At 69.7% G+C, this 11,994-nt stretch carries 14 protein-coding genes; 11 read left to right on the top strand and 3 right to left on the bottom strand.

Annotation, left to right across the window (positions count from 1 at the left end; all coding sequences use genetic code 11):
- Positions 1–812: GNAT family N-acetyltransferase (locus AB4Y86_RS03370; RefSeq protein WP_441400070.1), on the top strand; the 812-nt coding region annotated here is incomplete at its 5' end.
- Positions 813–912: 100 nt separating this feature from the next.
- Here the strand turns inward: AB4Y86_RS03370 and AB4Y86_RS03365 are convergent.
- The 3 genes from AB4Y86_RS03365 to AB4Y86_RS03355 are packed head-to-tail and all read right to left on the bottom strand — an operon-like array spanning position 913 to position 3,399.
- The gene (locus AB4Y86_RS03365; RefSeq protein ID WP_441400068.1) at positions 913–1,758 is read right to left on the bottom strand and encodes a lysophospholipid acyltransferase family protein; all 846 of its coding nucleotides are present in this window, start codon (positions 1,756–1,758) and stop codon (positions 913–915) included.
- A gap of 1 nt (position 1,759) precedes the next feature.
- Positions 1,760–2,620, bottom strand: coding sequence for a DUF1295 domain-containing protein (locus AB4Y86_RS03360; protein ID WP_441400066.1), 861 nt, complete (start codon positions 2,618–2,620; stop codon positions 1,760–1,762).
- Entirely contained in the window at positions 2,620–3,399 is a 780-nt protein-coding gene (locus AB4Y86_RS03355) for an alpha/beta hydrolase (protein WP_441400064.1), read from the bottom strand. Before AB4Y86_RS03355 ends, AB4Y86_RS03360 begins: the two co-directional genes overlap by 1 nt.
- Positions 3,400–3,509: 110 nt before the next feature.
- Between AB4Y86_RS03355 and AB4Y86_RS03350 the strand changes: the two genes are divergently transcribed.
- The 10 genes from AB4Y86_RS03350 to AB4Y86_RS03305 all read left to right on the top strand — a co-directional run.
- Positions 3,510–3,611 (top strand): BBE domain-containing protein, encoded by a 102-nt coding sequence (locus tag AB4Y86_RS03350; RefSeq protein ID WP_441400062.1) that lies wholly within the window; start codon positions 3,510–3,512, stop codon positions 3,609–3,611.
- 96 nt (positions 3,612–3,707) lie between these two features.
- Entirely contained in the window at positions 3,708–5,174 is a 1,467-nt protein-coding gene (locus AB4Y86_RS03345; protein WP_441400060.1) for a YibE/F family protein, read from the top strand.
- Between the two features lie 119 nt (positions 5,175–5,293).
- Positions 5,294–6,472, top strand: coding sequence for a tRNA dihydrouridine synthase DusB (gene dusB, locus AB4Y86_RS03340; RefSeq protein ID WP_441400058.1), 1,179 nt, complete (start codon positions 5,294–5,296; stop codon positions 6,470–6,472).
- Positions 6,465–7,754: a deoxyguanosinetriphosphate triphosphohydrolase gene (locus AB4Y86_RS03335; protein WP_441400056.1), complete on the top strand. Its 1,290-nt coding sequence runs from the start codon at positions 6,465–6,467 to the stop codon at positions 7,752–7,754. The genes dusB and AB4Y86_RS03335 overlap by 8 nt, the downstream gene beginning before the upstream one ends.
- 123 nt (positions 7,755–7,877) lie before the next feature.
- Positions 7,878–8,207, top strand: a complete 330-nt coding sequence (locus AB4Y86_RS03330) for a hypothetical protein (protein WP_441400054.1) — start codon at positions 7,878–7,880, stop codon at positions 8,205–8,207.
- A gap of 34 nt (positions 8,208–8,241) precedes the next feature.
- Positions 8,242–9,210, top strand: coding sequence for an FAD:protein FMN transferase (locus tag AB4Y86_RS03325; RefSeq protein ID WP_441400052.1), 969 nt, complete (start codon positions 8,242–8,244; stop codon positions 9,208–9,210).
- Positions 9,203–9,760: a ferric reductase-like transmembrane domain-containing protein gene (locus tag AB4Y86_RS03320; protein WP_441400050.1), complete on the top strand. Its 558-nt coding sequence runs from the start codon at positions 9,203–9,205 to the stop codon at positions 9,758–9,760. The genes AB4Y86_RS03325 and AB4Y86_RS03320 overlap by 8 nt, the downstream gene beginning before the upstream one ends.
- Positions 9,757–11,016: an NADH-ubiquinone oxidoreductase-F iron-sulfur binding region domain-containing protein gene (locus AB4Y86_RS03315; protein WP_441400048.1), complete on the top strand. Its 1,260-nt coding sequence runs from the start codon at positions 9,757–9,759 to the stop codon at positions 11,014–11,016. The genes AB4Y86_RS03320 and AB4Y86_RS03315 overlap by 4 nt, the downstream gene beginning before the upstream one ends.
- A complete protein-coding gene (locus AB4Y86_RS03310) occupies positions 11,013–11,264 on the top strand; it encodes a ferredoxin (RefSeq protein ID WP_441400047.1) in 252 nt (83 codons plus the stop codon). Before AB4Y86_RS03315 ends, AB4Y86_RS03310 begins: the two co-directional genes overlap by 4 nt.
- A 102-nt stretch (positions 11,265–11,366) precedes the next feature.
- Positions 11,367–11,994, top strand: a 628-nt coding sequence (locus AB4Y86_RS03305; protein ID WP_441400045.1) for a DNA primase, incomplete at its 3' end; no start/stop codon positions are given.

Below are 11,994 nucleotides of genomic sequence, written 5' to 3'. Positions count from 1 at the left end.
ACGAGGCCTCGCTGCATCCGGAACGCCTCTGGGTCTACGTCGAGGTGGCCCGCGACCACCGCCGCGCCGGCATCGGCTCCACGCTGCTGGCCATGCTCCGGCACGAGGCGGAACGATCGCCGTCGGGAGTGTCCCGGCTCCGGACCAAGGTGGAGCCGGGCACGCCCGGCGCTGCCTTCGCCGAGGCCGCCGGACTGGCCCCGATCCAGCGCTCCCGCCTCGTCGTCGTGGAGCCCGGAGCCTTGAAACTCCCCGTGTTCGGCGACGGCTCCGAAGCCGCGGCCTCGGACCAGGTGGAGGATCTGGCCACCGGTTCGGTGGAACTGAGCGACGTCGTGGGGCGGTACTACACCGCCGTGCACTACTGGGACAGCCCCGGCGAACTCAGCATCCCCACTGTGCAGCGGCTGTTCCTGGACGATCTGAGCGGCGCGCACGGCGCGATCGTGCTGCGCTCGCCCAAGGCCAGTGCCTTCGGTGCGGGCGTGCCCGCCAAGAAGAAAGGGCGGCTGCAGGCGTTTGCGATCAGCTACGCGCAGGGCGGCCCGGAGATGGGCGGCCCTGAGAACGGCCACTCCGCCACCGCCGGCGAACCGTCCGACGTGTTCCTGGGCCATGACCCGGCGCTCTCCGACGACGACGCCCGGACCGCTGTCCGGGACCTGCTGGCGCTGATCGCGTACCAGTACCCGGTTCTGCTGGAACTTGACGACTCCATGACGGCCTTGCGCGCCGTCGTCGAGCCGCTGCTGGAAGAGGGCAAGGCCCGGCAGGCCGGCGCAGACACCCTGATCGTCTCCGACCCGGTCTAGCCCCGTTAGCCCAACTGACTCGCAGTTGTTGTCGTTTACAGGAGGGTAAGCGACAACAACTGCGGGTCAGTTTTGGGTTAGACGGCGGCTGAGTGGGGCTTTAGCGATGCCGGCTGCGTGCGCGGCGCGGGCCTTCGGCTTCATCCAGCCGTCGACGTTCCTCCTCGTTGGGCGCGCCGCCGCCGAGGGCAGCCGGCATCCACCAGGCGTCCGGTTCCGGCTTCAGCGGGAAGTCGGCGATGCCGGCGTCGATTCCGTACTGAAGGATTTCGCGCAACCTTTCGGTGGCGGCAGCGACGTCGAGCTCTCGGCCGGGGGTGAACGGCTTACCGACGTGCACGCGCACCGGCGCCCGCCAGGCCCGGAACGGCGAAAAGCCGTGGTGCCGGGTCATGACCCGGTGCGCACCCCAGACCGAGACCGGGATGATGGGGACGCCGGCCTCGGCTGCCATCCGCACGGCACCGGTTTTGCATTCCCGGACCCGGAAGCTGCGGCTCACCCCGGCCTCGGGCAGGATCGCGATGTACTCGCCCTCGCGCAGCTTTTGCACGGCCGCGTCGTAAGCGTGGGAGCCGCCGCCATAGCCGACGACGACGTGCCCGGCGGCGCTGACGGCTGGCCCGGCGAACCAGTGGTCGGCCGCTCCCTGGGTGATCAGGAAGCGCATTTGGGCCCTGTTGTGCCCCCACAGCAACAGCTCGGCGACGGCGAAGTCGAGATAGCCGAAATGTGTGATGGCGACGACGGCGCCCGCCCCGGGGGTGGGGCGCCGGGAGGAGGTGCCCGGGGACGAGCCGGGCGGGACCGCCCCGGGCAGATGTTCTTGCCCGGTGACGATGACCCGGAGCCGGAACAGCCAGCGCAGCGCCTGTCCGGTCCGGATGATCACGCGGTAGAAACGGTCGCTGGGCTTGGGCCGCCAGCCGCGTCCGGCCGCCTGCATCTCAGTGTCCGCCGGTGTTGTGGGGGCGGGGCTTTTGATGGCCCTGACGCCGGCTGCGCGTCTTCCGCCGGCGCGRCGGCCTCGGGATGAAGCCCGAGGTCGATTCGACGTATTCCTTGTAGCCGGGCCGGGCGGACATCGCCTTCTCAGTCAGCGGCTTCCCGGTCTTTCCGGCCAGCGTCCAGATCATCAGCGCGGGGGAGAGGACTGTCAGCGCACCCGGCCAGGAGTCCGCGGCGACCAGGAACAGCCCGGCCCAGACGGCGGCGTCGCCGAAGTAGTTCGGGTGCCGGGTGTAGCGCCAGAGGCCCGTGTCCAGGACCGTGCCGCGTCGAGCCGGATCCGCCTTGAACCGGGCCAACTGCCAATCCCCAACCGTCTCGAAGACGAAGCCGACCAGCCACAGCAGGGTCCCCAGCAGTGCCAGCCAGCCCAGGGCCCCCGTGCTGAACATGCCGACCTGGAGGGTGAGTGAGACGAAGAACATCACCACGCCCTGCGGCAGGTACACGCGGCGGAGCGCGTAGCTGTTGCGCGAGCCGGGGGCCGAGGAGAGCATGGCCACGTAGCGCGGATCCTCGTGGCCCCCGCGGGCGCGGACGCCGATGTGCGCGGCCAGCCGGATGCCCCAGACGGCGACTAGGGCCAGCAGCAGCAGGCGGCGGCCGCCGTCGCCGTGGCCCGCGGACAGCAGCCACGAGACCCCGGCCGCCACGACGAAGCCCAGGCCCCAGACCGTGTCGATGACCGAGTGGCGGCTCTGCCGCACGGCGACGGAGAACGTCACGGCCAGCAGTGCCACCAGTCCAAGGACCACCCAGGGAAGGCTTGCCAGGAAGGCCTCCAGCGGGAATGCCGGCATCACAGCACCACCGGGAGTTTGGCCGCGGCGGGCAGGACCTGGCGGAGGATGCCGGTGCCGCGGAACTCGACGCCGGCGCTGCCGCCGAAGGCGTCAAGGATGAAGCCGTTGGCGAGCGCATTCCAGAGCCGGACCCGGCGGAACATGAAGTGGCCGGCGCCCTGCAGCGAAACGTAGTCCACAGACTCGGCCACGCCCTCGATGCGCCGGGCGTAGGCCAACGAGTGTTTGGGGCTGGTCCAGCGGTCCTCGCTGCCATGCACGATCAGTACCCGGCGTCCCGCGACGCGTTCCGCCGGCGTGGACCCGTCCAGCCACGGGGCCAGGGCGACGACGGCTACGACCTGCGGGTCGTCCGCGACGCAGAGCGCCGTGAGGCCGCCCATCGAATGGCCCAGCAGGTAGACGGGCACGCCGGGATGCTCGCGGCTGATCTGGGCAAGTGCCCAGCGGGCGTCTTGGACCGGGGACATGTCCGGTCCGTTCCAGCCCCGGTACCGGTTCCGGAGGGTCCAGACGGCCAAGCCCTGCGGGCCGCCCTCGTTCCGCAGCGCCTGGGCGAAGGGGAGCATCCGGGCCGGGCTGAGGTGCCGGCCGCGGACGGCCTGAAAACTATCCGCGCGTCCGCCGTGCAGCACCAACGCGACGCCGCGGGTCGGCCCGGCCGGGTCGGCAATGGTTAGCTCCGCCCGGGCGCCAAGGCCGGTCCCGGCCGCAGGGCTTTCCCGGTCATCTGTCTTGCGTCTGGCCACCGTTGTGTCCTCCACATCGTTCGTCAATTCCAACCTTAGGGCCGTCTGGGCGCAGTTCAAGTGGCCCTGCAGGTGCGGGTGCGCACCCCTTTTCGGGGGACCTACCCACAGGACATTCGGAGCAAGGCCGGGGAAGGATGGGCTCCGCGCCGGCTTACTACCGGCGGCTGGGCGAGATCAAGGCCAAGTACGATCCGCAAAACCTCTTCCATGTGAACCAAAACACCGCGCCGGCGTAACCGGCGGGTTTCCACGCGCCGCGCCAGCGCACCATGGCCGGGGACGGCCAGGGTGCGCCCACGCCGTAGAGTTTTGGGCATGAGGTTGAACTGCTGATGGGCGCCGGACACTCCCATACCCCGCAAGGGCATCCCGAACCGACGCCCCGGGCGCTCGCCGCCCGGAAGAAGGCCAACCGGATCCTGGCGGCCATCCTTATCCCGCTGACCCTGCTGACCGTCGCCGCGATGGTGCTGCTGTGGCCCTCGGGCAGCAAGGAAGGCATCAAGCTGTCCAGCCCCTACGCGGCCGCACCGGGCGTCAGCTTCGACACAGGCAAGATCCAGCGCGTCGTGGTCGGCAGCTGCATGGACGGCTCGGGGCCCGGCGCGGACGCAGCGGGCGCGCCCGCCGATTCCGCCCAGGGCGCGGCGCCCGGGCAGGGCTCGCAGTGCAGCTTCGCCTATACCGAACCGGACAAGGGCGGAAACCCGGTCAAGGTGGTCATCAACCCCGACGTCGCCAAGTCCCACGGCGTCAAAATCGGCGACAACATCCGCTACCTGAACCTCTCCAAGGCGCAGGGCGCCTCGGCCCAGGGCACGCCTGCCTATGTGTTCGTCGACTTCGTCCGGACGCTCCCCATCGTCCTGCTCGCCATTCTCTATGCCGTCGTCGTGATCGCGGTGGCGCGCTGGCGCGGACTGCGCGCGCTGATCGGCCTGGCCGGCGCCTACACCGTGCTCGTCACCTTCATCCTGCCCGGCCTGGTCGAAGGGAAACCGCCGCTGCTGCTGGCGGTCGTCGGCTCCACAGTGATCATGATCGGCGTGCTGTACTTCGCCCACGGCTTCACCGCCCGGACCTCGACGGCGCTGCTGGGCACCATGTTCGGGCTGGGCATCACCGCCGCCCTGGCGGCCTGGGCCACCGATGCGGCAAACCTGGCCGGCGTCGGCAACCATGACGCCGCCACCCTGGCCAACGTCTCTGACCACATCTCCATCTCGGGGATCATCCTGTGCGGGCTCATTATTTCCGGGCTCGGCGTGCTCAACGACGTCACCATCACCCAGGCTTCCGCGGTGTGGGAACTCTGGGAGCTCGCCCCCGGGACCTCGGCACGGAAGCTCTTCAGCTCTGCCATGCGGATCGGCCGGGACCACATTGCCTCCACCGTCTACACCATCGCGTTCGCCTACGCCGGCGCCGCACTGCCCATCCTGATCATCGTGATGCTCTACGAACGGCCGCTGGGCGACGCACTCACCAGCGCCGAGCTATCCGAGGAAGTGATCCGCACGCTCGTCGGCTCCATCGGCCTGGTCCTCGCCATCCCGGTCACCACCCTGATCGCGGTGCTCGTCGTGAAAGCCACCGGCCTCCGGGGCGCCGCAACCGCCGCGGACGACGGCGGCCGGTCCGCCGTCGTCGTGCCCGCGACCGCCGAGGCCGCAGTGGCTGCCGGTGCGCTCGCCGGCGGTGCGCTGGACGGCGCGAGGCTGCCGGGCGGTGTGCCCGAGGGGAGCGCCGAGCCGGCGGCGGAGACCCGCCGCGGACGGCGGGCCGCCCAGCCCGGCTGACCGGCCCGGCTCGGGTGGGGCGGCTGCCCGGGCGGGCCGGCGGCCGCACGCAGCCCAGCGATATCCACATGGCCGGGCGGGCGTGCTGCCGATTTGCCCGGCTTTGAGACAATGGTCGGGTGACTGTAGTAGCAACGCCTCCCGCCCCCAAGCTGGACCTCCCGCCGCTCAAGCTGGGACCCCTCACGGTGGACACCCCCGTGATCCTGGCTCCGATGGCGGGCATCACCAACTCCGCGTTCCGCAGACTGTGCCGTGAATATGGCGGCGGTTTGTATGTCGCGGAGATGGTCACCTCCCGTGCCCTCGTTGAGCGCACGCCCGAGTCACTGCGGATCATTTCGCACGACGAGGACGAGGACGTCCGTTCCGTCCAGCTCTACGGCGTGGACCCGGTGACGGTGGGCCAGGCCGTCCGGATGCTGGTCGAGGAAGACCGTGCGGACCACATCGACCTGAACTTCGGCTGCCCGGTGCCCAAGGTAACTCGGCGCGGCGGCGGCTCAGCGCTGCCGTGGAAGATCGACCTGTTCACCTCGATCGTGCAGACCGCGGTCAAAGAAGCGTCCAGGGGCAACATCCCGCTGACCATCAAGATGCGCAAAGGCATTGACGAGGACCACCTGACCTACCTGGACGCCGGCCGGATCGCGCGTGATTCCGGCGTGGCCGCCGTCGCCCTGCACGGCCGCACCGCCGCGCAGTTCTACTCCGGCCAGGCCGACTGGTCCGCCATCGCCAGGCTGCGCGAAGCCCTCCCGGATATCCCGGTCCTGGGCAACGGAGACATCTGGTCCGCCGAAGACGCGGTGCGCATGGTCCGCGAAACCGGCGTCGACGGCGTCGTGGTGGGCCGCGGCTGCCAGGGCCGGCCCTGGCTGTTCGGCGACCTGATGGCCGCGTTCGAGGGCAGCGACGTCCGGCACAAGCCGGCACTGCGCCAGGTGGCCGAAAGCATCTACCGCCACGCCGAACTCATGGTCGAGACCTTCGGCGACGAGGGCAAAGCGCTGCGGGAAATCCGCAAGCACATGGCCTGGTACCTCAAGGGCTACGTGGTGGGCAGCGAACTGCGGAACCGGCTGGCCCTCGTGACCAGCCTCGAGGTGCTCCGCGGCACCCTCGACGAACTGGACCTCGATTCGCCCTACCCCGGGGCCGACGCCGAGGGCCCCCGCGGCCGGGCCGGTTCGCCCAAGAAGCCCGCACTGCCCAAGGACTGGCTGCTCAACCGCAGCCTCGACGCCGAACAATCCCGCGATATCTCGTTCGCCGAACTGGACGTCTCCGGTGGCTGAAACCAGGACTACCGCCCCGGTGCTGGACGGCTACGTGGACCGGGACTGCGCCCGCTGGGTCGAGGAGCCACCCAAGAGCACCTACCGCTCCGACTTCGAACGGGACCGCGCCCGGGTGCTGCACTCGTCCGCCCTGCGCCGGCTCGGGGCCAAGACCCAGGTGGTCGCCCCGGACACCGATGATTTCGTCCGTACCCGGCTCACCCACAGCCTTGAGGTCGCACAGGTGGGCCGCGAACTGGGCCGCGCCCTTGGCTGCGATCCCGACGTCGTGGACACCGCCTGCCTCAGCCACGACCTCGGCCACCCGCCCTTCGGCCACAACGGCGAGTCGGCCCTGAACGAGGTGGCCCACGCGATCGGCGGCTTCGAAGGCAACGCCCAGACCCTGCGGCTGCTGACCCGCCTCGAGCCCAAAGTCCTCGCCCCCGACGGCCGCCCCGCCGGGCTGAACCTCACCCGCGCCAGCCTCGACGCCGCCGCGAAGTACCCGTGGTCGGCAGCGAACGCCCCCGTGATCCACGGCCAGCGGACCAGCAAGTTCGGCGCCTATGAGGACGACCTGCCCATATTCGACTGGATCCGGGAGGGTGCGCCCGAACGCCGCTCCTGCCTCGAAGCCCAGGTCATGGACCTCGCGGACGACATCTCCTACTCGGTGCACGACGTCGAGGACGCGATCGTCGCCGGGCACTTCCAGCTGCGCTGGATGGACAACCCCGACCACCGGGCCCGGGTAGTCGGCTACGCCAAGCAGTGGTATCTGCCGCACAACGATCCGGCAGCCATCGACGCGGCCCTTGCCCGGCTGGAAGCCACCCCTGTCTGGGTCCGCGAGGCCGACGGCAGCCGCAAATCCATGGCGGCCTTGAAGGACATGACCAGCCAGCTGATCGGCCGCTTCTGCCAGAGCGCGCTGGAGACCACCCGCGCCGTTTACGGTCCGGAAAACCTCACCCGCTACAACGCCGAACTCATCGTCCCGGACGAGACCGTGATGGAGATCGCCGTAATGAAGGGCCTGGCCACCACCTTCGTGATGACCACCGAACACCGGCAGCCGATCTATGAACGCCAGCGGGAGGTCCTGCATGCCCTGGTGACCGCGCTCAACGCCGCCGGCGCCCGTCACCTGGAACCGATGTTCGCCGCCGACTGGCGGGCCGCGGCAGACGACGGCGCCCGGCTGCGGGTCGTCATCGACCAGGTCGCCTCGCTGACCGACGGGTCCGCGCTGGCCATGTACGAACGGCTCGTCGGCAGCCTGCCGTCGCTCTGGTGACCGGCGCCGCCGGCCGGCGTAGTATCCGGCCGGTTGCCCGATCTACACATAATTCAAAGAAATTACACAGGGACGGCGAGGAGTATGGAAGGAGAGGCACACCCTAAAGGACAGGAGTAGGTCATGAGTACTCGGAGCAGGGGCAAGCGCCTCGCCAGCGGGATTACCGCTGCCGTGGGCCTGGGCAGTCTGGCAACAGCCGGTGTTGCCGCCGCCGCCGTGTATGCCTCAACGCCTTCGGTGGTTGCCAGGACGGGTTCCACCTCCAACTTCGGCACGTCCGGAACGTCCACGACGCCCGGCGACTCCGCCAAGTACGGCGGCTCCAATACGTCCGGCGGTTCGGGCAACAGCCAGGACAACAGCACACGGCGTTCGCGCGGCTACGGCAGCACCAGCCCGGTGCAACCGGGCAGCGGCGGGACCATCCATGGCAATTCGTCGGGTTCCTGAGATGACGGGTCCTGCGGCGCAAAACCCTGGAACTGTGGGTCAATCCACCTGGACCGTGTGGGGACTCGAGGCCTCGCTCACCGTCACAGAGCAGGCGTTGCTGCCCGCAGCGGAACACATCGTCCGGGGTGTTGTAGCCGCCGTCGACCTTGCCTGCAGCCGTTTCCGCGCCGACTCGGAACTGATGCGGCTCCAACCCTCGCTGGCGGCCGGAGCCGCTGTCAGCCCGACACTGAGGCTCCTCATGGAACGTGCCCTCGATGCAGCCCGGCTGACGGCGGGCGACGTCGATCCGACCCTAGGCGCCGACCTTGATGCACTGGGGTACGGCCACGGACTGGTCAGCGTGCCGTTGCCGCTTGATCATTCGGCTGGTGACGGGGCAGCGGCGCCTTCGCCGGCGAGCCCCAGAGCTCCCGGCTGGTCACGGATCAGCCTTGACGCCCAGAGACTAACGGTGCCGCCGGATCTTCGCCTCGACCTGGGCGCCACGGCCAAAGCCGTGGCGGCGGATCTTGCCGCCGCCGAGGTGCACGCGAAATTAGGCTGCGGAGCCCTCGTTGGCCTGGGCGGAGACCTGGCCGCCGCCGGGCCCGGACCGCAAGGTGCCGGACAGCCGGGATCCTGGCAGATCCTTGTCCAGGACCTTGTTTCGGACCCGAGCCAGCGGATCGCCCTCGCGCCTGGCTTTGCCCTCGCCACCTCCAGCACGCAAAAGCGGCGCTGGAAGCATGCAGGGATCGAAGTCCATCACATCCTGGATCCCCGCTTCGGACTGCCAGCGGAGCCTGTCTGGCGGTCGGTGACGGTGGCAGCTCACACGTGCCTGGAGGCCAACGCCTTCAGCACCGCGGCCATAGTCCGTGGCTTCGGAGCCCTGGAGTGGTTCCGGTCTGAAAACATCGCGGCACGCCTTGTCGGCAGCAACGGCCGGGTCGCCGCCACCGGCGGCTGGCCCGCGGCTGACCGTAGCGTGCGCGCCGGAGGTGTCTCCCGTGGATGAGGCAATGTGGGCCTTCGGCCGGGTCAGCGGGTTCATCGCCCTCGCGCTGTTTACCGCGTCCGTCCTGTTGGGCATCCTCAACAGGTCAGGCCGGCCGCTGCTGGAGCTGCCGAGGTTTTCCATCAGCATCCTGCACCGCAATATTGTCCTGCTTGCCACGGTATTCCTTGGCCTGCACATCGGATCCCTGCTGCTGGATTCCTTCGCGAAACTGCGCCCCGTGGACGTCGTCGTGCCGTTCCTGGGCTCCTTCCAGCCGTTCTGGCAGGGGCTGGGCACGGTGGCACTGGACCTAGTGGCGGCCGTCGTCGTGACAGCCCTGCTGCGGCGCCGGATCGGCCAGCGCGCATTCAAGGCCGTCCACTGGCTCAGCTACGCCATCTGGCCCCTCGCCATGGCCCACGCCCTCGGAAACGGCACGGATGCGGGCAGCAAGTGGTTCCTCGCGCTGGCGGCAGGGTCAGCAGTGGCCGTCGCGTCAGCCCTGGTGTGGCGGCTCTCGCCGTCGTTCCCGGAAACCGCCAAAGCCCGGGAAGGACGCCTCCTGTGAACCCGTTTCCCGACGTGCTCCCGCCTTCGCCCGGGGCCGCCGCCGTCCGGCTGGAGCCCCGCCTCCTGGCAGCGGATCCGGGTGCAGGGCTGGCCGGTCACCTGGAAACCTTCGGGCCTTTGGATCCCGACGTCGCTGCCCCGGGCCTGCTGGCGGTGCTGGAGGCCTCGGGCCTCACCGGCCGCGGCGGCGCCGCCTTCGAGACCTGGCGGAAAGCCACCGCCACCGCCCGCTCCGTACGGAAGGGGTTGCTTGCAGCACGGCCCGTGGTGATCGCCAACGGCGCGGAAGGGGAGCCGCTGAGCTTCAAGGACAAGACGCTGCTGGCCGACGCACCCCATCTGGTGATTGACGGCCTCCTGGCTGTTACCAAGGCGTTGGCGGGCTCGCGGATGTATCTGTACGTGCCGGCGGTCAGCATTCCCGGGGTGCAGCGTGCCTTGCTGGAGCATCCCGGTGCGCGGCGGATTGAAGTGGTGGAAGCGCCGGAGACCTTCATCTCGGGGGAGTCGAGCGCCGTCGTAAACATGATCGCCACCGGCTCTGCGCTTCCGCTGGACCAAAGCCGTCGACTCAGCGAGTCCGGGCTCAACGGCCGTCCCACCCTGGTAGTCAATGTCGAAACCCTGGCGCAGGTGGCCTTGATCGCCCGCTTCGGTGCGGCGTGGTTCCGTGAAGCCGGGACCGCCGCGGATCCCGGCACCCGGCTGGTGTCTGTCTCCGGTCCCACCCCGGCACGCGGTCTAGTGCTGGAGGTGCCCGGCGGGGCAAAGCTCGCCGACGTCCTCGGGGCCGCCGGCATGGATCCCGCCTCCGTGTCCGCAGTGCTGGTGGGCGGCTACCACGGCCGCTGGGTGCGGACCGGTTCCCAGCTGCTGTCGCCCGCGGGACCGGCCAGCCGGATGGTGCGTCCCGGCGCCGGAGTCATCCACGCGCTGGGCCGGGACACGTGCGGGGTCGAGGCCACGGCCCGCATCCTTACCTATCTCGCCGGGGAGTCAGCCCGGCAGTGCGGACCGTGCATGTTCGGATTACCGGCAATGGCCGCGGTCCTCAACCGCATCGCCGCAAGGGACCGGGATCCCCGGCTCCTCGCCGAACTGGACCGCCTCGGCAAGCTGGTCACCGGACGCGGCGCGTGCCGGCACCCGGACGGAACAACGGGCCTGGTAAGCAGCGCGCTGGAGGTTTTTGCCGACGACGTGCGGGCGCACCTCACCGGCCGGTGCATCGGGCCCGGAGGCATGGCGGCATGAGCACCTCCCTTCATATCGACTGGACCAAGTGTGATGGCCGCGGCCTGTGCACCGAGCTGCTCGCCGGCGTGCTGGACAGGGACGATTGGGGATACCCGGTGGCCCGCGGGAAGGTAGGCCGGCAGCGGACGGATGTTCCGCTGCGCGCCGCTGACCGGGAAGCGGCGCAAGAGGCCGTGGCGTTGTGCCCCATGCTGGCCCTTAGCCTGAGGGAGACGGCCCCCGCTGAATCCCGGCGCCGCCGTTAGTCCGCGGTCAAGGCGCGGTTAAGTCGCGGTAAGCCGCTGCGCGGCTGCCGGGCCGCGGGCAGCCCCGCCGGGCTGCCCGCGGGCGGGGGCTAGGATAGCTATGTGGCTGGCCTGATCAAACGTGACGATATCGACGAGGTACGCCAGCGCACCGACATCAAGGAAGTCATCGACGGCTACGTGACCCTCAAGGGGGCGGGCCTGGGATCCTTCAAGGGCCTGTGCCCCTTCCACGACGAGCGCTCGCCGTCCTTTACCGTGCGCCCCCAGGTGGGCCGCTACCACTGCTTCGGCTGCGGCGAGGACGGCGACGTCATCTCCTTCGTGCAGAAGCTCGACCACACCACCTTCCACGAGGCCGTAGAGAAGCTCGCGGCGCGGATCGGCTACGAACTGCGCTACGAGGACGGCGGTTCCGGCCCCAATCGCGAGGAAATCGGCCGTCGCCAGCGGCTGCTGGACGCACACAAGATCGCTGACGAATTCTTCCGTGCCCAGCTCCTGACCCCCGGTGCCACAGAAGGCCGAAACTTCCTTTACGACCGCGGTTTCGACCGTGCCGCATCGGAACTGTTCGGCGTCGGCTACGCCCCGCAAGGCTGGGACTCGCTGCTCAAGCACCTCCGCGGCCGCGGCTACACCGACGCCGAGCTCAAACTCACCGGGATGTTCTCGGAAGGCTCCCGGGGGATCTACGACCGCTTCCGCGGCCGGCTGATCTGGCCCATCC

This window comes from Arthrobacter sp. 2YAF22_2 (genome assembly GCF_052114645.1).
Lineage (GTDB): Bacteria > Actinomycetota > Actinomycetes > Actinomycetales > Micrococcaceae > Arthrobacter.
Note: the sequence above shows the minus strand (reverse complement) of the source record. Positions and strands in the feature narration are given on the sequence as shown.

What these genes read in the sequence shown, in the direction of transcription:
- AB4Y86_RS03350 (WP_441400062.1), top strand. Translation starts at nt 3,510, where the DNA reads ATGGGCTCCGCGCCGGCTTACTACCGGCGGCTGGGCGAGATCAAGGCC.
- AB4Y86_RS03345 (WP_441400060.1), top strand. Translation starts at nt 3,708, where the DNA reads ATGGGCGCCGGACACTCCCATACCCCGCAAGGGCATCCCGAACCGACG.
- AB4Y86_RS03330 (WP_441400054.1), top strand. Translation starts at nt 7,878, where the DNA reads ATGAGTACTCGGAGCAGGGGCAAGCGCCTCGCCAGCGGGATTACCGCT.
- AB4Y86_RS03365 (WP_441400068.1), bottom strand. Translation starts at nt 1,758, where the DNA reads ATGCAGGCGGCCGGACGCGGCTGGCGGCCCAAGCCCAGCGACCGTTTC.
- AB4Y86_RS03310 (WP_441400047.1), top strand. Translation starts at nt 11,013, where the DNA reads ATGAGCACCTCCCTTCATATCGACTGGACCAAGTGTGATGGCCGCGGC.